At 69.3% G+C, this 23,182-nt stretch carries 21 protein-coding genes and 1 tRNA gene; 13 read left to right on the top strand and 9 right to left on the bottom strand.

Annotated elements, in window-relative coordinates:
* The first annotated feature begins 45 nt into the window (after nt 1–45).
* Nucleotides 46–588 carry a disulfide bond formation protein B gene (locus tag ACE3T5_RS00420; RefSeq protein ID WP_374663260.1) on the top strand — a complete coding sequence of 181 codons (543 nt, stop codon included), beginning with the start codon at nt 46–48 and terminating at the stop codon, nt 586–588.
* 34 nt (nt 589–622) lie between these two features.
* On the opposite strand, the gene ACE3T5_RS00425 is transcribed toward ACE3T5_RS00420, so the two are convergent.
* Both ACE3T5_RS00425 and argA read right to left on the bottom strand, forming a co-directional pair.
* A complete protein-coding gene (locus ACE3T5_RS00425; RefSeq protein WP_374663262.1) occupies nt 623–1,309 on the bottom strand; it encodes an alpha/beta hydrolase in 687 nt (228 codons plus the stop codon).
* Between the two features lie 90 nt (nt 1,310–1,399).
* Nucleotides 1,400–2,749: an amino-acid N-acetyltransferase gene (gene argA, locus ACE3T5_RS00430; RefSeq protein WP_374663264.1), complete on the bottom strand. Its 1,350-nt coding sequence runs from the start codon at nt 2,747–2,749 to the stop codon at nt 1,400–1,402.
* 71 nt (nt 2,750–2,820) lie between these two features.
* Here argA and ACE3T5_RS00435 point away from each other — a divergent pair, with 71 nt between their 5' ends.
* Together ACE3T5_RS00435 and hrpA are read left to right on the top strand one after the other, a co-directional pair.
* Complete coding sequence (locus ACE3T5_RS00435) at nt 2,821–4,044, top strand: GGDEF domain-containing protein (protein ID WP_374663266.1); 1,224 nt, start codon at nt 2,821–2,823, stop codon at nt 4,042–4,044.
* A 138-nt stretch (nt 4,045–4,182) separates the two neighbouring features.
* The gene (gene hrpA / locus ACE3T5_RS00440) at nt 4,183–7,986 is read left to right on the top strand and encodes an ATP-dependent RNA helicase HrpA (protein WP_374663335.1); all 3,804 of its coding nucleotides are present in this window, start codon (nt 4,183–4,185) and stop codon (nt 7,984–7,986) included.
* 16 nt (nt 7,987–8,002) lie between these two features.
* Here the strand turns inward: hrpA and ACE3T5_RS00445 are convergent, their stop codons facing one another.
* Nucleotides 8,003–10,183, bottom strand: a complete 2,181-nt coding sequence (locus ACE3T5_RS00445; RefSeq protein ID WP_374663268.1) for a SulP family inorganic anion transporter — start codon at nt 10,181–10,183, stop codon at nt 8,003–8,005.
* Nucleotides 10,184–10,283: 100 nt separating this feature from the next.
* On the opposite strand from ACE3T5_RS00445, the gene ACE3T5_RS00450 reads away from it, so the two are divergent.
* Nucleotides 10,284–10,991, top strand: a complete 708-nt coding sequence (locus tag ACE3T5_RS00450) for a (2Fe-2S)-binding protein (RefSeq protein ID WP_374663270.1) — start codon at nt 10,284–10,286, stop codon at nt 10,989–10,991.
* Nucleotides 10,992–10,998: 7 nt separating this feature from the next.
* Here ACE3T5_RS00450 and ACE3T5_RS00455 read toward each other — a convergent pair whose 3' ends face one another.
* The 5 genes from ACE3T5_RS00455 to lptF are packed head-to-tail and all read right to left on the bottom strand — an operon-like array spanning nt 10,999 to nt 15,720.
* Nucleotides 10,999–12,159 carry a pyridoxal phosphate-dependent aminotransferase gene (locus ACE3T5_RS00455; RefSeq protein WP_374663272.1) on the bottom strand — a complete coding sequence of 387 codons (1,161 nt, stop codon included), beginning with the start codon at nt 12,157–12,159 and terminating at the stop codon, nt 10,999–11,001.
* Nucleotides 12,160–12,169: 10 nt separating this feature from the next.
* Nucleotides 12,170–13,114, bottom strand: a complete 945-nt coding sequence (locus tag ACE3T5_RS00460) for a CysB family HTH-type transcriptional regulator (RefSeq protein ID WP_374663274.1) — start codon at nt 13,112–13,114, stop codon at nt 12,170–12,172.
* A gap of 43 nt (nt 13,115–13,157) precedes the next feature.
* Nucleotides 13,158–13,517 carry a sirohydrochlorin chelatase gene (locus ACE3T5_RS00465; protein ID WP_374663276.1) on the bottom strand — a complete coding sequence of 120 codons (360 nt, stop codon included), beginning with the start codon at nt 13,515–13,517 and terminating at the stop codon, nt 13,158–13,160.
* 2 nt (nt 13,518–13,519) lie between these two features.
* Nucleotides 13,520–14,623 (bottom strand): LPS export ABC transporter permease LptG, encoded by a 1,104-nt coding sequence (gene lptG, locus ACE3T5_RS00470; RefSeq protein ID WP_374663278.1) that lies wholly within the window; start codon nt 14,621–14,623, stop codon nt 13,520–13,522.
* Entirely contained in the window at nt 14,620–15,720 is a 1,101-nt protein-coding gene (gene lptF / locus ACE3T5_RS00475; RefSeq protein WP_374663280.1) for an LPS export ABC transporter permease LptF, read from the bottom strand. Before lptF ends, lptG begins: the two co-directional genes overlap by 4 nt.
* A gap of 9 nt (nt 15,721–15,729) precedes the next feature.
* Here lptF and ACE3T5_RS00480 point away from each other — a divergent pair, with 9 nt between their 5' ends.
* From ACE3T5_RS00480 to ACE3T5_RS00520, 9 genes are all read left to right on the top strand, one after another.
* Nucleotides 15,730–17,226, top strand: a complete 1,497-nt coding sequence (locus ACE3T5_RS00480; protein WP_374663282.1) for a leucyl aminopeptidase — start codon at nt 15,730–15,732, stop codon at nt 17,224–17,226.
* 10 nt (nt 17,227–17,236) lie between these two features.
* Nucleotides 17,237–17,674: a DNA polymerase III subunit chi gene (locus ACE3T5_RS00485; protein WP_374663284.1), complete on the top strand. Its 438-nt coding sequence runs from the start codon at nt 17,237–17,239 to the stop codon at nt 17,672–17,674.
* The gene (locus tag ACE3T5_RS00490) at nt 17,674–17,976 is read left to right on the top strand and encodes a hypothetical protein (RefSeq protein WP_374663286.1); all 303 of its coding nucleotides are present in this window, start codon (nt 17,674–17,676) and stop codon (nt 17,974–17,976) included. The genes ACE3T5_RS00485 and ACE3T5_RS00490 overlap by 1 nt, the downstream gene beginning before the upstream one ends.
* A 175-nt stretch (nt 17,977–18,151) precedes the next feature.
* Nucleotides 18,152–19,273 carry a branched-chain amino acid ABC transporter substrate-binding protein gene (locus ACE3T5_RS00495; RefSeq protein WP_374663288.1) on the top strand — a complete coding sequence of 374 codons (1,122 nt, stop codon included), beginning with the start codon at nt 18,152–18,154 and terminating at the stop codon, nt 19,271–19,273.
* A 120-nt stretch (nt 19,274–19,393) separates the two neighbouring features.
* Nucleotides 19,394–19,484: transfer RNA gene (locus ACE3T5_RS00500), tRNA-Ser, on the top strand.
* A 189-nt stretch (nt 19,485–19,673) separates the two neighbouring features.
* A complete protein-coding gene (locus ACE3T5_RS00505) occupies nt 19,674–20,888 on the top strand; it encodes a tyrosine-type recombinase/integrase (RefSeq protein ID WP_374663290.1) in 1,215 nt (404 codons plus the stop codon).
* Nucleotides 20,889–21,155: 267 nt separating this feature from the next.
* Nucleotides 21,156–21,368, top strand: a complete 213-nt coding sequence (locus tag ACE3T5_RS00510) for a helix-turn-helix transcriptional regulator (protein WP_374663292.1) — start codon at nt 21,156–21,158, stop codon at nt 21,366–21,368.
* Between the two features lie 10 nt (nt 21,369–21,378).
* Nucleotides 21,379–21,693, top strand: coding sequence for a helix-turn-helix domain-containing protein (locus ACE3T5_RS00515; protein WP_374663294.1), 315 nt, complete (start codon nt 21,379–21,381; stop codon nt 21,691–21,693).
* Between the two features lie 132 nt (nt 21,694–21,825).
* A complete protein-coding gene (locus ACE3T5_RS00520) occupies nt 21,826–22,413 on the top strand; it encodes a hypothetical protein (protein ID WP_374663296.1) in 588 nt (195 codons plus the stop codon).
* 231 nt (nt 22,414–22,644) lie between these two features.
* Here ACE3T5_RS00520 and ACE3T5_RS00525 read toward each other — a convergent pair whose 3' ends face one another.
* Nucleotides 22,645–23,139, bottom strand: coding sequence for a hypothetical protein (locus tag ACE3T5_RS00525; RefSeq protein ID WP_374663298.1), 495 nt, complete (start codon nt 23,137–23,139; stop codon nt 22,645–22,647).
* Nucleotides 23,140–23,182 lie beyond the last annotated feature (43 nt).

Below are 23,182 nucleotides of genomic sequence, written 5' to 3' on the forward strand. Positions count from 1 at the left end.
GCCCCTGCCGCCGGCGGCCGCGCCGGTTGAGGGAAAATCACAGTCATGTTCTTCCAATGGTTCGACAGCGCGCCCCGTCGCGTGCTGGCCGCCGTGGCCGCGATCTGCGTGGCCATGCTCGCCTTCGGGCTCTACCTGCAGCATGGCCCCGCCCAGCTGGAGCCGTGCCCCATGTGCATCGTGCAGCGCTATGCGCTGATCCTGGTGGCCGTGGTCGCGGCCGTGGGTGCCGCGCTCAAGGGTCGCGGGGCCCATCTCGCCAGCGGCGGCCTGCTGGTGCTGTTCGCCGGCTTCGGCGCCTTCGTGGCCGCGCGCCAGAGCTGGCTGCAGTGGTACCCGCCCGAGATCGCCTCATGCGGGCGTGACTTCTACGGGATGATCGAGACCTTCCCGCTCAAGCGCGCGATCCCGATGATCTTCCGCGGCAGCGGCGACTGCACCAAGATCGACTGGACTTTCCTCGGCGGCTCCATCGCGAACTGGTCGTTCGTGTGGTTCACGATCTTCACCGTGGTCGGCCTGGTGCTCGTGCTGCGCCAGTGGCGCCGCCGTGACCCGCGCGGTGGCTCGCAGGCTGTGATGGCCTGAAGCGGGCAGCGCCGGCCCGGGCGGCTGGCGCGCCTCAGGCGAGCTGCTCCGTGCGCAGCAGATGGCGGCTGAACCAGGCCGCCGCCAGATCCCCTACCTGTTCGAGCGGCTCGCCGTGATCCAGGTGCGTGCCGGCGCGCGGCACCACCGCCAGCCGCTTGACGCCGCCCAGCAGATCCAGCACGCGCTCCAGCCGGGCGAGGCCGGATGGATCCTCGTGGCCGCCGATCAGCAGGGTGGGGGCGCTGACCGAGCCCAGTGCCGCGGCGCCGGCCAGTTCGGGCCGGCCGGAGTGCGCCACGATGGCCGATACGCGCGGCCCGAGCTGCGCCGCGGCGATCAGCGCGGCGGCGCTGCCCGCGCCCTTGGCCAGGAAGCCGAGCGGCATGCCGCGCACGTCCGCGCGCGCGGCGGCCCAGGCGGTCGCCAGCTCCAGCCGGCGGGTGAGCAGGGCGACGTCGGGGCGGTGCGGGTCGCGATGGCCTTCCGCCTCGGCCTCGGTCGCGGTGAGGGGGTTGAACAGCAGGGTGGCGATGCCGGCATCGTGCAGGCGGTGGGCGATGCGGCGGCTGCAGGCGTTGTGGCGGCCGTCGGGGCCGGCGTCGGCGAACACCACCAGGCCGATGAATTCGACCGGCACGGTCAGGTCACCCGGCAACCACGCACTGCCGCAGGGAATGCGGATTTCGACCGGCGGGGCGGCGCTCATGAGGCTGCGCATCGTCGTCTCCTCGATGGCGGGTGCGGGCCGCACCCACGCACCCACGATAGAGCAGCCGCGCCGACTTGTCAGCGGCCGTGAAACCGGGGTTTACACCAGTTTCTTCACGAACACCATGCTGCGACGGTCCCAGTTGTACTTGCGCTTGCGCGCCTCGGGCAGCCACTCGGGGTCGACCTGCGCGAAACCGCGCTTCAGGAACCAGTGCATGGTGCGGGTCGTCAGCACGAAGATGCTGTCCAGGCCCATCGCGCGGGCGCGCTGCTCGATGCGCTTGAGCACCTTCTCGCCATCGCCCTGGCCCTGGCTCTGCGGCGACACCGTGAGTGCGGCCATCTCGCCGGTGCGGGCCTCGGGGTAGGGGTAGAGCGCGGCGCACGCGAAGATCACGCCGTCGTGCTCGATCACCGTGTAGTTGGCGACGTCGCGCTCGATCTCGGTGCGGTCACGCTTGACGAGCGTGCCGTCGCGCTCGAACGGCTCGATCAGCTGGATGATGCCGCCCACGTCGTCGGCCGTGGCCTCACGCAGCTCCTCCAGCTTCTCGTCGATCACCATGGTGCCGATGCCGTCGTGCATGTAGATCTCGAGCAGCAGGGCACCGTCGGTCGCGAAGGGGATGATGTGGCTGCGTTCCACACCGGCCTTGCAGGCCTTCACGCAGTGCTGCAGGTAGAACGCGATGTCGGTGGGCTGCTGCGGCGTGGGCAGCGCGGCCAGCAGGCGCTCGGCCGCGGCCAGCGGCAGCTCGGTGTCGATGGGGTTGTCCTCGCCCTCGGGTTCGTCGGGGTTCAGCCGCACGCCCGGCACCTCGGTCATGAACAGCAGCTTGTCGGCCTGCATGGCGATGGCCACGCTGGTGGCGACTTCCTCCATCGTGAGGTTGAAGGCCTCGCCGGTGGGCGAGAAGCCGAACGGCGACAGCAGCACCATCGCGCCGTGGTCCAGCGTGCGCCGGATGCCGGCGATGTCGACCTTGCGCACCAGGCCCGAATGCTGGAAATCGACGCCGTCGACGATGCCCACCGGCCGCGCGGTGATGAAGTTGCCGGAGATCACGCGCACGGTGGAGCCGGCCATCGGCGTGTTGGGCAGGCCCTGGCTGAACGCGGCCTCGATCTCGTAGCGTAGCTGGCCCGCGGCCTCCTGGGCGCAATCGAGCGCCACGCTGTCGGTGATGCGCATGCCGTGCGAGTAGCGGGCCTCGTGGCCCTTGGCGCGCAGCTGCTCGTTCACCTGGGGGCGGAAGCCGTGCACCAGCACGACCTTGACGCCCATGCTCTGGATCAGCGCCAGGTCCTGCGCGATGGCGGGCAGCTTGCCAGCGGCGATGGCCTCGCCTGCGACACCGACCACGAAGGTCTTGCCACGGTGCATGTGGATGTAGGGCGCGACCGACCGGAACCAGGGGACGAAAGTGAAGTTGAAGATGGCGGACATCGGCCGGAGGGGACGGTCAATCGTGAGAAACGGCACAGTGTAAGCGCAGCGACCGTCGTATCGTCGCGGTCATGAACACGCTGGTCGCGGGCTTCTGGGGGGCCTATTTCGGCACCGCCGCCCTGATGATGGTGCTGTCGATCGCGGCCTTTGCGCGCGCGCATCGCCGCGTGGCCAACATGGCGGCCGTCTCGGCCGGCCTGTCGGCGCTGTACGTCATCGCCTTCCTCGGCCTGCTGCCCGTGACGGGCACTGTCGAGTCGAGGCTGCTCGCGCACGTGGCGGTCTTCTCCTCCATCGGCCTGGCGATGATGCTGCTGGCCATGCTGGGTCTGACGCGCCAGCCCGGTGTAACGCGCCGCGCCTTGCTCCTGCTGGGCGTGCCCGGCCTGGCCGCGCTGGGCCTGGGCTGGGCCGACGACGCGCTCAGTGCCCTGGCCTGGGGCGCCGGCTATTCGTTCAGCGTGGGCGCGGTCATGCTGGGCATGACGCTGCGTTCCGCCGTGCGCGGCGACCGGCAGGCCTGGATCGCCGTCACCGGCGTGGCCTGCATGCTGGTCGCGGTGAGCGGCCTGTGCTGGATCGCCCTGGACCGCGATGCGCCCTGGACGGTGCATGCGGCCAGCGCCGTCGCCGGCATCGCCTACCTGGGCGTGATGGCCACCGCGCTGTGGACGCGCTACAGCTACCTGCTGGAACTGGCGGCGGTGATGGCCCATGGGCCCAGCTACGACCCTGTCACCCGCATGCGCTCGCACAGTGAAACCGGGCAGATGGTGGGCAGCGTCTTCTTCCGCCGCGAGGAGGGCGTCCGCCCCGTGGGCCTGATCGCGATCTGCGTGGCCAACCTGCACGCCCTGGAGAGCCTGCACGGCCGCGCCGCCTTCAACCATGCGCTGTTCATCTGTGCCAGCCGCCTGCGCCGCTGCGTGCCGCCGCAGGTGGAGATGGGGCGCCTGGGGGAGGATGGCTTCCTGCTGCTGCTGCGCAACCCCTCGGACCTGCAGCGCATGCACGAGCTCGCGCGCACCCTGCGCCGGCGCCTGTCGCGGCCGGTCGGCCTCAGCACCTCGGGGCAGGCCGCCGCGCTGGATGCCGAGCGCACCGACTGGGTGGCCGAGGTGGGCATCGGCCTCGTGGCGGCGCACACCGAGGTGCGGCCTTCGCAGGCGGTGGCCGCTGCCCGGGCCAATGCCCGCACGGCGCTCAGCTACGCCAGCCGGCTGGCCGTGTCCGACCCCGTCACGGGCCGCATGACCGAGCTGCCGCTGGACGAAACGCCGCCGGCCCGATAATCCAGGGCTTTTCCCGGCGCGCCGTGCGCCATCGCCGCCTTGGCTGCCGCCCCCGTTCCCGCCCCCGCATCCGCACCCGCCCCCCTCTCGATCACCTTCCCGGACCACCTGCCGGTGTCCGCCCGGCGCGAGGAGATCATGGCGGCGATGACGGCGCACCAGGTCGTCATCGTCTGCGGCGAGACCGGTTCGGGCAAGACGACGCAGCTGCCCAAGATCGCGCTCGCGCTGGGGCGAGGCCGTCTGAACGCGGCCGCGGGCAGCAAGGGCCGGCTGATCGGCCACACGCAGCCGCGGCGCATCGCGGCCTCCAGCGTGGCCAAGCGCATCGCGCAGGAGCTGGCCACGCCGCTGGGCGAGGTGGTGGGCTACAAGGTGCGCTTCCAGGACCGCCTGGCGCGCACGGCCTCGGTCAAGCTCATGACCGACGGCATCCTGCTGGCGGAGACGCAGACCGACCCGCTGCTGTCGGCCTACGACACGCTGATCATCGACGAGGCCCACGAGCGCAGCCTCAACATCGACTTCCTGCTCGGCTACCTGCGACAGCTGCTGCCGCGGCGGCCCGACCTGAAGGTGGTGGTGACCTCCGCCACCATCGACGCCGATCGCTTCGCGCGGCACTTCGCATCGGCCCGCGGGCCGGCGCCGGTGATCCAGGTCTCCGGCCGCACCTACCCGGTGGAGCAGCGCTGGCGGCCGTTCGAGGAATCGCGCGAGTTCGACCTGAACGATGCCATCGCGGAGGCGGTGGACGAGCTGTGGCGCGGCAACGCACCCGGCGACATCCTCGTCTTCCTGCCCGGCGAGCGCGAGATCCGCGAGGCGGCCGACCACCTGCGCAAGCACCTGGCCCACGACGTGATGACACGCAACGCCGAGGTGCTGCCGCTGTTCGCGCGCCTGTCGCAGGCCGAGCAGGACCGCGTATTCGACAGCCACGGCGGCCGCCGCATCGTGCTGGCCACCAACGTGGCCGAGACCTCGCTCACGGTGCCGGGCATCCGCTACGTGATCGACACTGGCACGGCGCGGGTCAAGCGCTACAGTTTCAGGAGCAAGGTGGAGCAGCTCCTGGTGGAGCCGATCAGCCAGGCAGCCGCCAACCAGCGTGCCGGACGCTGCGGCCGGGTGGCCAATGGCATCTGCATCCGCCTGTATGACGAGGCCGACTTCGCCGGCCGCCCGCGCTTCACCGATCCGGAGATCCTGCGCTCGTCGCTGGCCGGCGTCATCCTGCGCATGAAGTCGCTGCGGCTGGGCGCGGTGGAAGACTTTCCCTTCATCGAGGCGCCGTCGCGGCGCGCCATCGCCGACGGCTACCAGCTGCTCGGCGAGCTCGGCGCGGTGGACGACGCCAACGAGCTCACGCCCATCGGTGCGGAGCTGGCGCGGCTGCCGCTCGACCCGCGCGTGGGCCGCATGATCCTGGAGGCGCGCGGCCGCGGGGCGCTGCACGAGGTGCTGGTGATCGCCTCGGCGCTGGCCCTGCAGGACGTGCGCGATCGTCCGCTCGACCTGCAGGCGCAGGCCGACCAGCAGCATGCGAAGTTCGACGACGAGAAGAGCGAGTTCTCGGGCTACCTGCGGCTGTGGCAGTGGCTGGACGAGGCCCGTGGGGGCCACGGGAAGGACCACAAGCTCTCCAACCGCCAGTACGAGCAGCTGCTGCGGCAGAACTTCATCAACGTGCGGCGGGTGCGCGAATGGCGCGACGTGCACAGCCAGCTGCTGACGGTGGTGACGGAGCACAAGTGGCGCCTGAACGAGCAGCCGGCCAGCTACGAGGCGCTGCACAAGTCGATGCTGGCCGGGTTGCTCGGCAACATCGGCTGCAAGCTCGACGACGAGGACGTCTACCTCGGCGCGCGCGGCATCAAGTTCCACCGCCACCCGGGCGCGCACCTGAAGAAGCGCCCCGGCCGCTGGGTGGTGTGCGCCGAGCTGGTGGAGACCACGCGCCTGTTTGGCCGCGGCATGGCGAACATCGACCCGCAGTGGGTGGAGGAGGTGGCGGACCACCTGCTGAAGAAGCAGCTGCTCGACCCGCACTGGGAGAAGAAGGCCGCCGAGGTGGTGGCGCTGGAGCGGGCCACGCTCTACGGTCTGGTCATCTACAGCGGCCGGCGCACGCCCTTCGCCCGGGCGGACCTGCCGGGTGCGCGCGAGATCTTCCTGCGCGAAGGCCTGGTCGCGGGCCAGTGGGAGACGCGGCTGCCCTTCCTGGCGGCCAACCAGAAGCTGGTGCGCCAGGTGGAGGAGCTGGAGCACAAGGCGCGCCGCCAGGACGTGCTGGTCGACGAGGAGCTGATCTACGCCTTCTACGACCAGCAGGTGCCGCGCGACGTGTGCGACGGCGCCTCGTTCGAGCGCTGGTACCGCGAGGCGAGCCGCGGCAAGCCCGAGCTGCTGCGGCTCACCCGCGACGAACTGATGCGGCATGAGGCCGCGGGCATCACCAGCAACGCCTTTCCCCGCACGGTGAAGCTGGGCGGCGTGGACTGCACGGCCTCCTACCTGCATGAGCCGAGCGACCCGCGCGACGGCGTGACGGTGACCGTGCCGCTGTTCGTGCTGAACCAGGTGGCCGAGGAGCGCGCCGAATGGCTGGTGCCCGGCATGCTGAAGGACAAGGTGCAGGCCTTGCTGAAGAGCCTGCCGCAGAAGCCGCGCTCGCGCTTCGTGCCCCTGCCCGAGGCGGCGACACGCATCGCCCAGTCCCTGGCCGAACCGGACCGCTGGGCCCGCGGCAGCCTGACGGATGCCCTGCTCAAGATCGTGCGCGATGCCACCAGCCTGGACGTGAAGCGCACCGACTTCAAGCTCGACATGGTGCCCGCGCACCTGTTCATGAATGTGCGCGTGGTCGACGAGCACGGCCGCCAGCTCGGCCAGTCACGCAACCTCGGCGCGCTGAAGGCGGAGCTGGGCGCGCAGGCGCGCGGGGCCTTCCAGGCGCTCGCCGGCCTGCGGTCGCAGGCGCCGGCGCCCGGGGGGCCGTCCCCTGCGTCCGTCGCGCCGGCGCCGGCGCCAGTCGGCACCCCCACGCGAGCCTCCGGGCCGGCGCCAGCCGCCGCCCCTGCGGTGCAGGCCGAGCAGCGCTACACCGCCTGGACGTTCGGTGAGCTGCCCGAGCTGCTGGAGATCCGCCGCGGCGGCACCAGCCTGATCGGCTTCCCGGCGCTGATCGACCGCCAGGATGCGGTGGGCATCGAGGTGTTCGACGAGCCCGAGGTGGCGGCCGCGAAGCACCGTGCCGGCCTGCGCCGATTGTTCGCGCTGCAGTTGCGCGACGCGCTGAAGTACCTGGAGAAGAACATCCCGGACCTGCAGCGCATGGCGGTCGCCTTCATGCCGCTGGGCACGCAGGAGGAACTGCGCGACCAGATCATCGAGGTGGCACTGGAGCGCGCCTTCCTGCTCGATCCCCTGCCGGCGACGGCGGCCGACTTCCAGCGGCGGGTGGAAGAGGGCCGGGGCCGGCTGAACCTGATCGCCCAGGAGGTCGCGCGGCTGGCCGGAACGATCCTCGTCGACTACGCGGCAGCGGCGCGCAAGATCAAGGACACGCGGAACCACCCCGAGGCCGTGGCCGACGCCACGCAGCAGCTGCAGCGCCTGATGCCGCGGCGCTTCCTCGCGGCCACGCCCTGGCCCCGCCTGCAGCACCTGCCGCGCTACCTGAAGGCCATCGTGCTGCGCCTGGACAAGCTGCGCGGCGACCCCGCGCGCGATGCGGCGCGGCTGGCCGAGCTGCGCCCGCAGGAGCAGCGCTACTGGCGTCTGCTGGCCGAGCGCAAGGGCGTGCAGGACGAGCGCATGGAAGACTTCCGCTGGCTGCTGGAGGAGCTGCGCGTGAGCTTCTTCGCGCAGGAGCTGCGCACGCCGCAGCCCGTGAGCCTGAAGCGGCTCGACAAGGTCTGGGCGCAGCTGGACGCGTGATGGCGCGCGGGCCGCGTCAGGCCCCGCGCTGCAGCGCGGCGATGGCGCTGTTGGCCAGCCGCAGGCGCTCGGCCATGGTGCGCATGATGAACGCGTGCACCTGGATCGCCGTCTCCGGCGCCGTCGCGTGCAGCCGTTCCATGCCGGCGCGGCTGAGGCCCCAGACCACGCTCTTGCGCTCCGCCACCACGTTCGCCGAGCGCGGTGCCCGGTCGTACAGGGCCATTTCGCCCACCAGGGTGCCCCCCATCAGGCTGGCGAGCCGCTGGCCGCGGCCCTGGTGCGGCAGCCGCACCGCAAGCCGGCCGTGCTCGATGAGGTAGAGGCCGTCGTCGGACGGGTCGCCCTGGGTCATCAGCGTCTCGCCACTGCGCAACTGCCGGCGCTCCAGGTAGGGCTCCAGTGCGGTCCAATGCTGCTCACCGCCCAGCTCACGCGAGAGCCAGCCGGCGAGAGACTCCTCGCTGACCTGCGGGTCCAGGCCCTGCGACAGCAGCAGGCCCTCCTCGGCTTCGTCCAGGGCCAGGTCCAGCGAGGCCCGGATGACGACGCCCGGGCCGGCTTGGGCAAAGGCGGCTTCCGTCCCGCGCCCCAGGCCGCAGACGACCAGCCGCACCTGGTTGGCCGCCGCCAGCTGCGCGATCTTGGTGAAGGTGAGTGCGGCGGACGAGTCGGCGCTGTCCACGTGACTGAAGTCCAGTACCAGGTCGCGCTCGATCGGTCCGGCCGGTGCCTGCAGGAAGCCGCGCACGCGATCCAGCACGGTGCTGGCGGTGCCGAAGAAGATCACGCCCCGCAGCACAATGACGCGGATGGCCGCCCCGTGGCGTGACAGCATGTCCCGATGGCGGGCCGGCCGCTGCACCGAGCTGCGGATGCCGGTGCCATCCAGGTCATGCTGGACCACGCCGAGCCGGCTGTAGCTGAGCGCGAAGTTCAGGCAGCTGGCCAGGATGCCGGCCAGCACGGCCACGGTGAAGCCGACCATGGCCGTGGTGCCCAGGATCACGATCACCAGCAGCCAGTCCGACCGGGTGAGGCGGGACCGCGCGACGATCACCCATTCGTGCAGCAGCAGCATGCCGATGTACAGCAGGAAGCCCGCCAGCACCGGGCGCGGCAGCCAGCCCAGCAGCCAGGGGGAGAGCCAGATGGCGGCCAGGCAGACCAGGCCACTGATCACGCCCGCCAGTCGGCTGGTCACGCCGCTTTCCAGCAGCACGGCCGACCGGCCCACGGAGACGATGCTGAGGTAGCCGCCGCAGGCGGCGATGGCCAGGTTCAGCCAGCCGTGCTCGCGCAACTCGCGGTCGAAGGAGATGTCGCGGCGCGCCATCACTTCGAGTCCCGAGGAGCTGAGCAGCAGCGTGATCACGGCCACGGCGACCACGGCCAGCATGTCCACCCACTGCACGAGCAGCGGCTGCCACTGCAGCGCCGACCAGTCCTGTGCCCAGGGCGGCGACCACGTGGCCGCCACACCCGCGTCGAACAGCCAGCCGTCCGCACGCGCGTTCTCCACCGGGATCGCCAGGAGCTTCAGCGCCAGGATCAGCACCGCCGCCGTCCCCACCAGCACTCCCGGCATGACCGCCGGATGACGCCATCGCCGCAGGATGACCACGTACAGCAGCCCGAGGGCGATGGTGGTCATCACCAGCGGATCGCGCACGCGGGTGGACAGCCACAGCATCCAGACGCCCGGAACGGGGAAATCGGTGACCACGCGGAGACCGCCGGTGGCGATCAGCCAGCCGGTGGAGGCGAGGAAGCCGCCGATCACGGGATAGGGAATGAAGCGCACCGCCGAGCCCAGGCGCGCCGTGCCCAGCACCAGGAAGAGCACGCCGCACAGCACGGTCGTGGCCATGACCAGCGCGAGCAGGTTGGGCCCCTGCACGGCCGTCGACACACTGCCGGCGACCGCGGCGGTCATGCCGGCCAGGATGGAGGTGGTGTTGCCGTCCGGTCCGGCCACGGCAAAGGGCAGCTGGCTGCGCAGCGCCAGCCAGAGCGCGCCGACGGCCGCGTTGACCAGCGCCAGCCCGAGTGCCAGCGAGAGCAGTCCGGGGTACTGCCACGGGAACAGCAGCGCCGCGTAGGAAAAGGCGTAGGCCAGCGCCACGGCGCCGCCGATCAGTCCCCCCGTGACGTCTCGCAGGCCCGGCCGTGGCCAGCGGTCATGCTCCTTCTCCATGGAGCGCGATCATACGCATGCCAACTTTGGGCTGCGGTACAAAACCGAATGCCGCCCGGCGCGCGCCTTGGCTACCGTCAGCGCTCTCATGGAACCGCAGATGGATCGACGCAGCTTTCTTGAATCGTGCACCGCGCGGGCCGCCGGCGCTGGCGGTCTGGCCGCCGCCCTGGCCGCCTGGCAGGGGCCGGTGCAGGCGCGCACGCATGGCCGTGCGCTGCTGGTGGACGAGCGCGGTGATCCATTGAAGGCCGCTTCGCTCAAGCCGCGCACCAACTACGTGTTCCACTACCCGTTCGAGGCCACGCCGGTGTTCCTGCTGGACCTGGGCAAGGCGGCCGCGCCGGTCGCCCTGAGCAGCAAGGCCGGCGGCGTCTACCAGTGGCCGGGCGGCGTGGGCGCGCGGCGCAGCATCGTCGCGTTCTCGGCCATCTGTTCGCACCAGCTCGTGTACCCCACGCGCGACGTCAGCTTCATCAGCTTTCGCGCCCAGCGCGCGCAGCGCGGCCTGCAGGACGACCTGATCCACTGCTGCGCGGACCACAGCCAGTACGACCCCGCGCGCGGCGCCGAGGTGCTGTCCGGCCCGGCGACGCAGCCCCTGTGTGCCGTGCTGCTGAACCACGATGCGCGCGCCGACACGCTCACGGCTGTGGGCACCCTGGGCGGCGAGCTGTTCGACGAGTTCTTCCGCAAGTACGAGGTGAAGCTCAGCCTGGACGTGGGCTCGAACGCGAAGCGCCCGGTCGCCGGCCAGGCCACGGTGCGCGAGCTGGACCGCTTCTGTCGCAACCTGGTCCGTTGCTGACCGGGCCTCAGAGCCTGGCGAGGCGGTCCAGCGCAGTGCGCAGGGTCTCGTCCTTCTTGGCGAAGCAGAAGCGCACCACGCGCTGGTCGAAGCCATCGCCATAGAACGCCGACAGCGGGATGGCGGCCACGCCGATCTCGGTGGTGAGCCAGCGGCAGAAGGCCTCTTCGCCCAGGTCGCTCACCTGCGAGATGTCCACGCACTGGAAGTAGGTGCCCTCGCTGGGCAGCATGCGCAGGCGGGTGCGCGCCAGCCCGTCACGGAACAGGTCGCGCTTGCGCTGGTAGAAGGCCGGCAGCTGCAGGTAGGGCGCGGGATCGGCCATGTAGGTGGCCAGCCCGTGCTGCACCGGCGTGTTGACGGTGAACACGTTGAACTGGTGCACCTTGCGGAACTCGGTGGTCAGCACCGCGGGCGCGGCCACGTAGCCCACCTTCCAGCCGGTCACGTGGTAGGTCTTGCCGAAGCTGGACACGATGAACGAGCGGGCCGCCAGCCCCGGGAAGCGCGCCGCGCTCTCGTGCGGCCGCCCGTCGTAGACCATGTGCTCGTAGACCTCGTCGCTGATCACGAACACGTCGGTGGGGGCCAGCAGGTCCTCCAGGCGCTGCATCTCCTCGCGCGTCCAGACGGTGGCGCTGGGGTTGTGCGGCGAGTTGATCATGATGGCGCGCGTGCGCGGCGTCATCGCCGCGGCAATGCGGTCGAAGTCGGGGCGGAAGGTGCCGGGCACCAGCGGCACGCGCACCACGGTGCCGCCCGCGAGCTCGATGTTGGGCACGTAGCTGTCGTAGCAGGGCTCCAGCACGATCACCTCGTCACCCGGGCGCACGATGGCCAGCACCGCCGTCAGGATGGCCTGCGTGGCGCCCGCGGTCACGGTGATCTCGCTCGCCGGGTCGTAGCGCCGGCCGTAAAGGGCCTCGACCTTGGCGCTGATCGCCTCGCGCAGCGCGGGCACGCCGGTCATGGGCGGGTACTGGTTCAGGCCCTGGCGCATGGCGCCGGCCACGGCATCCACCAGCTTCGGGTCGCAGTCGAAATCCGGGAAGCCCTGGCCCAGGTTGACGGCGCCCTTCTCGGCGGCCAGGGCCGACATGACGGTGAAGATGGTGGTGCCCACGGCGGGCAGCTTGGTGGTGACGGCGGGCGTGCGGGGCGTGGTCATGGTGGCAAGGTCAGAGGTCGTAGTCGGAGCCGTGGCCGGCCAGGGCCTTGGCGATCAGGTTGCGGTCCAGGCGGTCGCTCAGCAGCTCGGCGAAGCGGATCACGAACTGCCGCAGGTAGGCGCCGCGCTTGAAGGCGACGCGCGCGACGTTCTGCCCCACCAGCGGCCCGAGCGGCCGCACGACCAGGTCGGCGGCGGCCGACTCGTCGCGCACGGCCATCTCGGCCACGATGCCGATGCCCAGGCCGAGGCGCACGTAGGTCTTGATGACGTCGGAGTCGATGGCCTCCAGCACGATGCGTGGCGTGAGCTTGCGCGCCGCGAAGGCGTGGTCGATGCGCGTGCGGCCGGTGAACGAGGGGTGGTAGGTCACCAGCGGCTCGGCGGCGATGTCCTCCAGCGTCACGCGCTCCTTGCGGGCCAGCGGATGCCCGCTGGGCACCACCAGCACGTGCTGCCACTCGTAGCAGGGCAGGGTGACGAGATCGGGGTAGTCGACCAGGGACTCGGTGGCGATGCCGATCTCGGCCACCTCCTCGATCAGCATCCGGGCCACCTGGGCGGGCGAGCCCTGGTGCAGGCTGATGTTGACCTTGGGGTAGGCCTCGCGCAGCTTCGCCACCGGCACCGGCAGCACGTAGCGGGCCTGGGTGTGCGTCGTGGCGATGGAGAGCGTGCCGCTGTCCTGGGCGCTGTACTGCTCGCCGATGCGCTTGAGGTTGCCCACTTCGCGCAGGATCAGCTCGATGCTGCGCAGCACGTGCTGGCCGGGCTCGGTGACGCGCTTCAGCCGCTTGCCGTGGCGGGCGAAGATCTCCACCCCCAGCTCTTCCTCCAGCTCGATGATGGCCTTGGACACCCCGGGCTGCGAGGTGTGCAGGGCCTTGGCCGCCTCCGTGAGGTTCAGGTTGCGCCGCACGGCCTCCTGCACGAAGCGGAACTGGTGAAGGTTCATACTGAAATTCTTCTAAGAGAAGAATTCATTATGCCATCCAGGCCTACTCCAGCGCGATGCGGGCGACCAGATCCAGCACCCTGTCGTCCTCGCCAACGGAGCGGCGCAGCGCCACGGTGACGCCGGGATGCCGCGCCTCCACCTCGCGCACCAGCACGGGCAGGTCTTCCCGGGCGTGGCGGCCGGTGCCCAGGAACATCGGCACCACGGTGAGGGTGGTTGCGCCGGCAGCCACCAGCTCGTCGCAGGCGGCGCCCAGCGAGGGCTCGTTCAGTTCCAGGTACGCGCAGCGCACCGGCACGCCCGGCTGGGCGGTGCGCACGCGTGCCGCCACGGCCTCCATCGGCAGGCGCCACAGCGGATCGCGTGATCCGTGGCCGAAGAGAATGATCGCCTTGCCCATGGTCATCGCCTCAGGACGAGCCAGCCGAAGGCGCCGAGCGACAGCGCCGTGTAGATGAGCCCGGGCGCGGCGGCGGCCAGCCAGGGCTCCCAGTCGCGCAGGTTGCCGATGTAGCCGAAGACGTTGTTCAGCAGGAAGAAGCTGATGCCGATCAGCACGCCGCCGAACACGTAGGTGGTGATGCTGCCCGAGCGGAAGTGCAGGTAGGCGAAGGGCAGGGCCAGCACCACCATCACCATGCAGGACAGCGGGTAGAACAGCTTGCGCCAGAACTCGATCTCGTAGCGCTGCGAGGTCTGCTGGTTGGCCTCGAGGTGGCGGCTGTACTGGAACAGCGCGATGGTGCTCATGCGGTCGGGCCGCAGCAGGGCGACGGACACCATCTCCTGCGTGATCTCGGTGGGCCAGCGCAGGGTGGGGTGCTGCGTGCGCTCTACCCGGGCGGTGGCGGCATCCTGCGGCGGGAAAGCGGTGCGCTCGGCGTCCTGCAGCAGCCAGGCGCCGTCGTCGCCGAAGCGCGCGCGCTTCGCCTGCGTGATGGCCACCAGGAAACCCCGGGCGTCGGCCTCGAAGATGCGCACGCCCTGCAGGTCACCCTCGGGCGAGAGCGCGGTCACGTTGACGTTGAACGAGTGGTCCTGCTGCCGCTCCTTCAGCCAGGCGCCCGTCTGGCCGACGGAGATGCGCCCCTGGAAGCGCGCCTTCAGCAGCTGCGCCGTCTTGTCGGCCAGTGGAGCGAGGTAGTCGCCGGTGGCGAAGGTGATGAGCGTGAAGGCCAGGCCCAGGACCAGCAGCGCCCGCAGCGCCCGCACCGGCCCGAGGCCGCTGGTACGCAGGATGGTGTATTCGGACGACTGCGCGAGCCGCGCCATCACGAAGATGGTGCCGATCAGCACCGCGATGGGCAGCAGCTCGTACAGGTGGCTGGGGATGCGCAGCGCCACGTACAGCAGCGCCTGCGTCACGCGGTAGGGTTCCACGCCCTTGCCCAGGTCCCCCAGTTCGTCGACGAAGTCGAAGAAGAAGAACAGCGCCAGGAAGCCCACCGCCACGAACAGCACGGCGTAGCAGACCTCGACATAGATGAGGCGGCGGATGGTCTTCATGCGCGGCCGGCGCGCAGGCGCCGCAGGGTGCCCGCCAGGGCCCAGTTGTTGTGCTGCTTGGCCAGCCACAGCACGCTGGCGGCCAGCGTGCCGCCGTGCAGGGTGAGCATGAAGGCCCAGAAGCCGGTGCGGCCGGAGCCGATCCAGCTTTGCCCCAGGTTCAGCAGGTTGTAGTACACGATGAAGGCGAACAGCGCGAAGACGAGGTTGCCGCTGCGGCCCACGCGTGGGTTCACGCTGGAGACGGTGATGGCGAGCACCACGAAGTTGAGCGCGGCCAGCGCCAGGCCCACCCGCCACGCCAGCTCGGCCAGGTTGATGCGGCTTGGCTCCTGCAGCAGCGCGAGGGTGGAGCGCGTCTTGGCCGGGCTTTCCTGCTCGGCGGCCAGGGTGCCGGAGCGCACCTGGCTGCCGTGCTCCTCGAACTCGCTGATGCGCAGGCCGCCGTCCTTGAGCGAGGTTTCCAGGCGCTGGCCGTTGGCGAGCAGCAGGAACTGGTTGTCCCCCATGGTCTCCACGCGGCCGCTGCGGGCGGAGGTTACCGTCTCGCGGTCCCGTTCGATCGTGGAGATGAAGATGTTGCGGCCCGAGCGGTTGTCCGGGGTGTCCTTGTCCAGGAAGAACACGCGCCGGCCGCTGGCCGACTCCTGGAACTGCCCGGGCGCCACGCGTTCCAGGTCACCGCGGCGGCCATAGCGGTCCTTCAGTTCCTGCGTCTGCTGGTTGGCCCAGGGCCAGACCACCAGCGCGAGCGCGGCCACCACCACCAGCACCGGCCAGGCAAAGGCGAACAGGGGCCGCAGCAGCGACGACAGGCCGCGCCCGGCCGCGAACCAGATGACCATCTCGCTGTCGCGGTACATGCGCGACAGCGTGCTGACGATGGCGATGAACAGCGACAGCGTGAGGATGGGCGGCAGGTAGCCCAGCACCGTGTAGCCCATGACCATCATCACTTCCTGCGGGTTCACGCTGCCGCGGCTGGCCTGGCTGAGCGTGCGGATGAGCGTCATCGTCATCACGATGGTCACCAGCACCACCAGGGTGGCCCCGAAGCTGCGCGCCAACTCCTTGCGCAGGGTCGAATGGAATAACATCGCCGGATTATGGACTTTGAACTCAAGACCCTGGATGCGGCGGCCGCGGCCGCCGAGAAGTGCGACGTGCTCGTGGTGGTGGTGCCCGAGGGGCAGTCGCACGGGCAGGACGCGGTCTCGCACCTGGTCGCGACGGCCCTGGAAAGCGGCCACTTCGAGGCCAAGCCCGGCAAGCTGCTGCAGGCCTGGCGGGCCGAGGGCGTGGCCGCGGCGCGCGTGGTGCTCGCCGGCGCGGGCGATGGCAGCGGCCGCCGCGTGATGGCGGCCGTGCAGGCCGCGGTGGCCACGGTGCGCGGCACGCCGGCGCGCCGGCTGGTCGTGCTGCTGCCCGCCACCGCCGGTGACGATGCCGTGCGTGCCGCCGTCTGCGCCGCGGCCGATGCGAGCTACGTCTACGTGGCCACCAAGTCCAAGCCCGAGGGCCGCGCCCTGCGCAAGGTGGTGGTCGGCGTGTGGGATGCCGCAGCGCGCCGCGCCGCCTTCGATCGTGCACGGGCCACGGCCGCGGGCGTCGAGCTGGCGCGCGAGATGGCCAACCTGCCGCCCAACGTGGCCACGCCCACCCGCCTGGGCGAAGAGGCGAAGAAGCTGGCCAAGGCGCACGGCTTCGGCTGCCAGGTGATGGGCCAGAAGGAGCTGGAACGCCTGGGCATGGGGTCCTTCCTCGGCGTGGCGCGCGGCTCCGCGCAGCCGCCGCGCTTCATCGTGCTGCGCCACGACGGCGGCCCCAAGGGCGAGGCGCCGGTGGTGCTGGTGGGCAAGGGCATCACCTTCGACACCGGCGGCATCTCGCTCAAGCCGGGTCCCGAGATGGACGAGATGAAGTTCGACATGAGCGGCGCGGCCAGCGTGCTCGGCGCCTTCCGCGCGCTGGGCGAGGCCAGGCCCAAGGTCAACGTGGTCGGCCTCATCGCCGCCTGCGAGAACATGCCCGACGGCCATGCCTACAAGCCCGGCGACGTGCTGACCAGCATGAGCGGCCAGACCATCGAGGTGCTGAACACCGACGCCGAAGGCCGGCTCATCCTGTGCGACGCGCTCACCTACGCCGAACGCTTCAAGCCGCGGGCCGTGATCGACATCGCCACGCTCACCGGTGCCTGCGTGATCGCGCTGGGCGCGGTGCGCAGCGGCCTGTTCGCCTCCGACGACGCGCTGGCCGCCAGCCTGCAGGCCGCCGGCGAGGCCGCCCTCGACCCCTGCTGGCGCATGCCGCTGGACGACGAATATGCCGAGGGCCTGAAGACGAACTTTGCCGACGTGGCCAACGTCGCCGGCCGCGCCGCCGGCGCCGTGACCGCGGCGAAGTTCCTGCACCGCTTCGCGCAGGCTTATCCCTGGGCGCACCTCGACATCGCCGGCACGGCCTGGAAGGGCGGCGCCGCCAAGGGCGCGACCGGCCGGCCCGTGGGTCTGCTGGTGGAGTACCTGATGGCCGGCACTTCCGCGGCCGCATCCCCGGCGGCGCCCGCCCCGCGCCGCCGCGCGCGCCCGGCGGCGGCCTGATGCGCCCGGCATGACGGAAGTCGCGTTCCACTTCAACGTGCCGGACAAGCTGGCCTACGCGTGCCGCCTGGTGCGCAAGGCCAGTGGCGCCGGTGCGCGGATCGTCGTCACCGGCGAGCCGGACGACCTGGAGGCGCTCGACGTGTCGCTGTGGACCTTCTCCGCGCTGGAGTTCATCCCGCACTGCCACGCGCAGCGGGCCGAGCCGGCGGTGCTGGCGGCCTCGCCGGTGGTGCTGGCGCCCTCGGCCGCGGCGGCGCCGCACCAGCAGGTGCTGGTGAACCTGGGCGGGCCGGTGCCCGAGGCCTTCGAGCGCTTCGAGCGGCTGATCGAACTCGTCACGGCCGACGACGGGGACCGTGCGCAGGCCCGCCAGCGCTGGCGGCACTACGCCGACCGCGGCTATGCGATCACGCGGCACGACCTCGCCGCACGGGAGGCCCGCTGATGGCCGGCCGCGCACCGCCCCGGTTCGTGCCCACCCTCACGGAGGTGGTCCAGAAGCCCAGCACGCCGGCCACGCCGCCGGTGCCGCTGCCGCCATCGGCCGACCAGATCGCGCAGCGCGTGCTGCAGCGCGTGGACCTGGTGCTCGATCGCAAGCTGCGCGAGGCCATCGCCACCGTGGTCGTGGAGCAGACCGCGGCGCTCGCGCCGCGTCTGCGCGAGCGCATCGACGTCGCGGTGCGGGAGGCCGTTGCCCATGCTGTCGCCGAGGAAATGAAGGCGCGTCAGCGGCCCGGGCCCTGAACGGGCGGACGCTTGCCGCATCAGTACGGGTTGCCCCGCATTCGCTCGGCTGATGCCCGCGTGGGCAGCCCGGTTCCTAGACGTTTCCCTATGGCCCGGGCCTGTAAATTGCGATATGGTCGCGCCCGTTGAGCAAAATAGTGTTCTCAACCCCTTTCCCTACTCTGGAGGTTTTATGCAAATCAAGTTGGTTGCCGCAGCGGCGATCGCCACCGTATCCGGCCTGGCCTTCGCGCAAGACATGGTCGTCAAGATCGGCCACGTGGCTCCGCTGTCCGGTGCCCAGGCCCACTACGGCAAGGACAACGAGAACGGCGTCCGCATGGCCATCGAGGAACTGAACGCCCAGGGCGTGACGATCGGCGGCAAGAAGGTCAAGCTCGAGATCCAGGCCGAAGACGACGCCGCCGATCCGAAGCAGGGCACCGCCGCCGCGCAGAAGCTGTGCGACGCCAAGGTCGCCGGCGTGGTCGGTCACCTGAACTCCGGCACCACGATCCCCGCCTCCAAGGTCTACAACGACTGCGGCATCCCGCACGTCACCGGCGCGGCCACGAACCCCAACCTGACCAAGCCCGGCTACAAGACCACCTTCCGCATCATCGCCAACGACAACGCCTTGGGCGCCGCGCTGGCCCTGTATGCCGCCGACACGCTGAAGCTGAAGAAGGTCGCCATCATCGACGACCGCACCGCCTACGGCCAGGGCGTCGCCGAAGTGTTCAAGAAGACCGCGCAGTCCAAGGGCATGCAGGTGGTGGACGAGCAGTTCACCAACGACAAGGCCACCGACTTCATGGCCATCCTGACCGCCATCAAGTCCAAGGGGCCTGATGCCATCTTCTACGGCGGCATGGATCCCCAGGCCGGCCCGATGCTGCGCCAGATGGACCAGCTGGGCATGAGCAACGTCAAGTACTTCGGCGGTGACGGCATCTGCACCAGCGAGATCATCAAGCTGGCCGCTGGCGCCAAGTCGCTCGACAACGTGATCTGCGCCGAAGGCGGCGCCTCGCTGGACAAGATGCCCGGCGGCAAGGCCTGGAAGGAAAAGTACGACAAGAAGTACCCCGGCCAGTTCCAGGTGTACAGCCCGTACACCTACGACGCCACCTTCCTGCTGGTCGAAGCCATGAAGGCCGCCAAGTCCACCGACCCGAAGGTCTACACCCCCTTCCTGGCGAAGTCGGCCTACAAGGGCGTGACCTCCACGATCAGCTTCGAGCCGAACGGCGAGCTGAAGAACGCCGCCACCACCCTGTACACGTACAAGGGTGGCAAGAAGGCCCCGATGTAAGCTGTTGCGTGACCGCCGGGGCGCTGCCCCGGCGTGCCTGCCAAGCCGCCTTCGGGTGGCTTTTTTTCGCCCGGCCTGCCGGTGCCCCCTCGGTCGCGCTGCTACAATCGCAGGCTTGCCGGAGAGGTGGATGAGCGGTTTAAGTCGCACGCCTGGAAAGCGTGTGAGGGTTAATAGCCCTCCGCGGGTTCGAATCCCGCCCTCTCCGCCAGCAATGCGTTTTCGGTAGTCCGATCCAGACCCCCGACCCCCCTTGAAAGCCCCTAACCACGGGGCTTTCTTGTTTTCTGTCGTCCAGTTGGGGGCATTGCAAGCCGGCGGGGGCTGGGGGTATTGTTAGGGGTACCGGCTCAGACGCATGGGGGTATCCACCCGCAGCGGGCCGGTTCCGGAGGGCTCCATGCCGCTGACCGATACCGCGATCAAGAAGGCCAAGCCGGGCGCCAAGCCCGTGAAACTGGCCGACGAGAAGGGGCTTTACCTGCTGGTGGCCCCCACGGGCTCGAAGCTGTGGCGCTGGAAGTTCCGGGTGGATGGCAAGGAGAAGGTGCTGGCGCTGGGCGCATACCCCGACGTGAGCCTGGCACAGGCCCGGGAAGGCATGGCGGAGGCGCGCAAGCTGCTGGCGGCAGGCACGGACCCCATGGCCCGGCGCAAGGCCGAGAAGGTGGCCCGGAAGCTGTCTGCGGAGAATTCGTTCGCGGCCGTGGCCCGGCTGTGGTGGGAACACTGGAAGACCACCCGCAGCGAAAGCCATACGGGCTACGTCATTCGGCGACTGGAGGCGGACGTTTTCCCGGCCATCGGTGCGCGCCCCATTGACGCCATCGAAGCCCCTGAATTGGTGGCCATGGTCAAGGCCATCGCGGAGCGCGGCGCACTCGACATCGCCAAGCGCGCGCTGCAGACCACGGGGCAGGTATTCCGCTACGCCATTGCCCACGGCAAGGCCACGCGCAACCCCGTGGCCGACATCAAGCCCGGGGACATCCTGCCGGCCCGCAAGAAAGTGAACTATGCGCGGGTGGACGCCAAGGAGCTGCCCGAGCTTCTGCGGCACATCGAAGGCTATCAAGGCGCGGCGGTCACTCGACTGGCCATCAAGCTGATGGCGCTGACGTTCGTGCGCACGTCAGAGCTGATCGGCGCGCGCTGGGAAGAATTCGACCTGGACGCGGCGCGCTGGGACATCCCGGCGGAGCGCATGAAGATGAAGACGCCCCACATCGTGCCCCTGTCGGCACAGGCCGTGAACATCCTCAAGGCGCTGCATATCGTGACGGGCCATTCCCCCATGGTGTTCCCCGGCGAGCGTGACCATGAAAAGCCCATGAGCAACAACACCATCCTGGGCGCGCTGGCACGCATGGGCTACAAGGGCCGGATGACGGGCCACGGGTTCCGGGGCATCGCGTCAACGCTGTTGCACGAAATGGGGTTCAACCATGCCCATATCGAATTGCAGTTGGCCCACCAGGAGCGCAACGCAGTGAGCGCGGCCTACAACCATGCCACCTACCTGCGCGAGCGGGCCAAGATGATGCAGCAATGGGCGGACTATCTGGACGGCTGCACCACGGGGAAGGTATTGACGTTTACCCGCAAGGCCGCGTGATTGGGATGAACATCCCGCACTACAAGGTGTAGGTCCCCTATTCACTGACGAAAACGGCAAGAACAACAAGAAGGGTTTCAGGCTACAGCTGCCGACGGTTAACTGTCCGGAAATCCAAGCTGGGCGCGGCTTACAGGCCTATTTGGTGTCCTTGCCGTGGCAAGTAGAACCATGTTTTTTCCGCAGTTCCAACCGGCTTCATTAGTCGGACCGCAATGATCTGTCCTATGCCAGCGGCGACGATGCTGGCTCAGAAAGGACAGACCAATGCACGCCGAAGCAACGAAGCCCAGTTCTATCTCACCCCACTACGCTCGCGCAAAAACCGCGTGCGCACATTTCCAGATTGCGCGTTCGACGCTTTGGCAGTGGACCAAAACCCGCCAGGGGTTCCCACAGCCATTGAAGGCCGGCGAGAAGGTCACGCTGTTCGACATCAACGCCATTGACGCCTATCTCAAGGCGCAGGCGGGGAAGTGAGGGCAGGGCGATGACCGACAAAGAAAAGGCCACTCCCTCCGAGAAGAAAGCGGCCCTGGAAGCGATCCGGGCGCAGTTTAAGGGTACGAGTACCAACACACAATGCGCGCGGCTCCTGGACGCCCTGGCGCGCTTTCCGGTCACCACGTTCGAAGCCATGCGGTTTCTCGACGTGTATCACTGCCCGGCCCGCGTGCTGCAGTTGCGCAAGGCGGGCCACAACATCGTGACGCACTGGCAAACCGTGGTGACGGAAGCCGGCGCGAAACACCGTGTTGGGCTCTATGCGCTGGAACGGGGGGTAAGCCATGAAGCTACCCCCTGATTGGCTGAAGGAGTTGGAGCTGCTGGCGTGGCGCTTCGCACACTTGGGGATCGGGCCAGACCTGGCCGGCATGACGGCCGCCGAGCTAGCGGCTGTCTATGCATACCTCGTGCGACTGGCTGCAGGTGGGCGATGACGAAGCACAAGGCGCCACCTGACCCGCGCGGCGGGCACGTGCGGGTGTATTGGGCGCTGCTCGATAGCCCCGCGTGGCGCGCTTTGTCCCATGCTGACGTGCGGGTGTACCTGGCGATGCGGCGCAAGCTGGGGCGCACGAACAACGGCGACATAGACGCGACGCTGGCCAAGATGAAGCACGCGGGCATTTCCAGTAGTTCCACGCTCGCCACGGCGCTGCATCGGCTGGAAGCACTCGGATTCATTGAGAAGACGCGGCAAGGCGGAATCGCGGCCGGTGGCAAGCTGTGTAGCCTGTATCGCTTCACCGATGAACCGACACTTGACATTGCAAAGGCAGGGGTCAAGGCCGGGCCGGCGACGGATGAATGGCGCAGGTTCACCAGCATCGCGGAGGCGCGCGCGGCCGTGCGCATCTTCACCCGGAAAACAACCCCCAAGGTTCGAACATCGAAGCGGAACAGTGCGAGCATCGAATCGGAGGTGGGCGCTACCGATTCGAACATCGAACATGCGGCCGCTTCTCCGGTTCGAACATCGAAGCGGACGCGGAACACGGCAAAGGCGCTGCAACCCGCATGAACACTGGGTTTGCGGCCGATTCAACAGACCGTTCGCGGAAGTCGCCCACTGCTTCGAACATCGAACACCATTGCATTGTTGCCACCCCTACGGGCGATGCGGTATGTTGAAAGATGTCAACACATTGCAATGTCCTAGTGACCGCAGCACGCGCGTGCAACGCCGGTTTCGCCAGTTGATTTCGGAATCTGTGGAGGCGACCAGGAAAGGTCTGGGGCTGGCCTCCGGCGCTCAATCTGACCCGGGCGGCTTTGGGATACCCAGAAACAGAAGAGTGCGGAGAACGTTGCCTAGCAAGAAGGAGCCAATGATCAGAATCCACTGGCCAATCCAGAACCAGAACGGTTCCCGCCATTCGGGGTATGAAGAGAACATGCTGCGCGCGGTGTCGTCTGCCCAACTGGCCAGGAACATTGAGCCATTGAGACACGCGATGACCGATACCCACAAGACCCGGTTCGACTGCCGACGCGCGACGTCTTTCCAGAGTGACGAATCCCTTTCGGCTCGGTCGATGTTCGGTGTGTTGGTCGCGCGAGCGGCGGGAGGCTCGCTTGCAGCTGAACCATCATCTGGTGCCGGGCTATTCGCAAACGCGGTCGCACGGCGCTGCTTTTCTCTAGCCTCGGCCAGAATCTCCTTGCGGTGGTCAGGTGGAAGGCGCCACAAGGCAACCATGTCACGGGCAATTTCTTTGCGAGCTTCCGGATCCTCTGGCAGTGGCATCACTAGTTCCTCCTACGCGCGACCCCTGCAGCGTACTTCGCGG

This window comes from Ramlibacter sp., assembly GCF_041916345.1.
Classification (GTDB): Bacteria; Pseudomonadota; Gammaproteobacteria; order Burkholderiales; family Burkholderiaceae_C; genus Ramlibacter.

What these genes read in the sequence shown, in the direction of transcription:
- ACE3T5_RS00420 (WP_374663260.1), top strand. Translation starts at nt 46, where the DNA reads ATGTTCTTCCAATGGTTCGACAGCGCGCCCCGTCGCGTGCTGGCCGCC.
- ACE3T5_RS00480 (WP_374663282.1), top strand. Translation starts at nt 15,730, where the DNA reads ATGGACTTTGAACTCAAGACCCTGGATGCGGCGGCCGCGGCCGCCGAG.
- lptG (WP_374663278.1), bottom strand. Translation starts at nt 14,623, where the DNA reads ATGAAGACCATCCGCCGCCTCATCTATGTCGAGGTCTGCTACGCCGTG.
- ACE3T5_RS00445 (WP_374663268.1), bottom strand. Translation starts at nt 10,183, where the DNA reads ATGGAGAAGGAGCATGACCGCTGGCCACGGCCGGGCCTGCGAGACGTC.
- ACE3T5_RS00515 (WP_374663294.1), top strand. Translation starts at nt 21,379, where the DNA reads ATGACCGACAAAGAAAAGGCCACTCCCTCCGAGAAGAAAGCGGCCCTG.
- ACE3T5_RS00510 (WP_374663292.1), top strand. Translation starts at nt 21,156, where the DNA reads ATGCACGCCGAAGCAACGAAGCCCAGTTCTATCTCACCCCACTACGCT.
- ACE3T5_RS00465 (WP_374663276.1), bottom strand. Translation starts at nt 13,517, where the DNA reads ATGGGCAAGGCGATCATTCTCTTCGGCCACGGATCACGCGATCCGCTG.
- hrpA (WP_374663335.1), top strand. Translation starts at nt 4,183, where the DNA reads ATGGCGGCGATGACGGCGCACCAGGTCGTCATCGTCTGCGGCGAGACC.
- ACE3T5_RS00460 (WP_374663274.1), bottom strand. Translation starts at nt 13,114, where the DNA reads ATGAACCTTCACCAGTTCCGCTTCGTGCAGGAGGCCGTGCGGCGCAAC.
- ACE3T5_RS00490 (WP_374663286.1), top strand. Translation starts at nt 17,674, where the DNA reads ATGGCCGGCCGCGCACCGCCCCGGTTCGTGCCCACCCTCACGGAGGTG.
- ACE3T5_RS00425 (WP_374663262.1), bottom strand. Translation starts at nt 1,309, where the DNA reads ATGCGCAGCCTCATGAGCGCCGCCCCGCCGGTCGAAATCCGCATTCCC.
- ACE3T5_RS00450 (WP_374663270.1), top strand. Translation starts at nt 10,284, where the DNA reads ATGGATCGACGCAGCTTTCTTGAATCGTGCACCGCGCGGGCCGCCGGC.
- lptF (WP_374663280.1), bottom strand. Translation starts at nt 15,720, where the DNA reads ATGTTATTCCATTCGACCCTGCGCAAGGAGTTGGCGCGCAGCTTCGGG.
- argA (WP_374663264.1), bottom strand. Translation starts at nt 2,749, where the DNA reads ATGTCCGCCATCTTCAACTTCACTTTCGTCCCCTGGTTCCGGTCGGTC.
- ACE3T5_RS00505 (WP_374663290.1), top strand. Translation starts at nt 19,674, where the DNA reads ATGCCGCTGACCGATACCGCGATCAAGAAGGCCAAGCCGGGCGCCAAG.
- ACE3T5_RS00495 (WP_374663288.1), top strand. Translation starts at nt 18,152, where the DNA reads ATGCAAATCAAGTTGGTTGCCGCAGCGGCGATCGCCACCGTATCCGGC.
- ACE3T5_RS00525 (WP_374663298.1), bottom strand. Translation starts at nt 23,139, where the DNA reads ATGCCACTGCCAGAGGATCCGGAAGCTCGCAAAGAAATTGCCCGTGAC.
- ACE3T5_RS00520 (WP_374663296.1), top strand. Translation starts at nt 21,826, where the DNA reads ATGACGAAGCACAAGGCGCCACCTGACCCGCGCGGCGGGCACGTGCGG.
- ACE3T5_RS00485 (WP_374663284.1), top strand. Translation starts at nt 17,237, where the DNA reads ATGACGGAAGTCGCGTTCCACTTCAACGTGCCGGACAAGCTGGCCTAC.
- ACE3T5_RS00435 (WP_374663266.1), top strand. Translation starts at nt 2,821, where the DNA reads ATGAACACGCTGGTCGCGGGCTTCTGGGGGGCCTATTTCGGCACCGCC.
- ACE3T5_RS00455 (WP_374663272.1), bottom strand. Translation starts at nt 12,159, where the DNA reads ATGACCACGCCCCGCACGCCCGCCGTCACCACCAAGCTGCCCGCCGTG.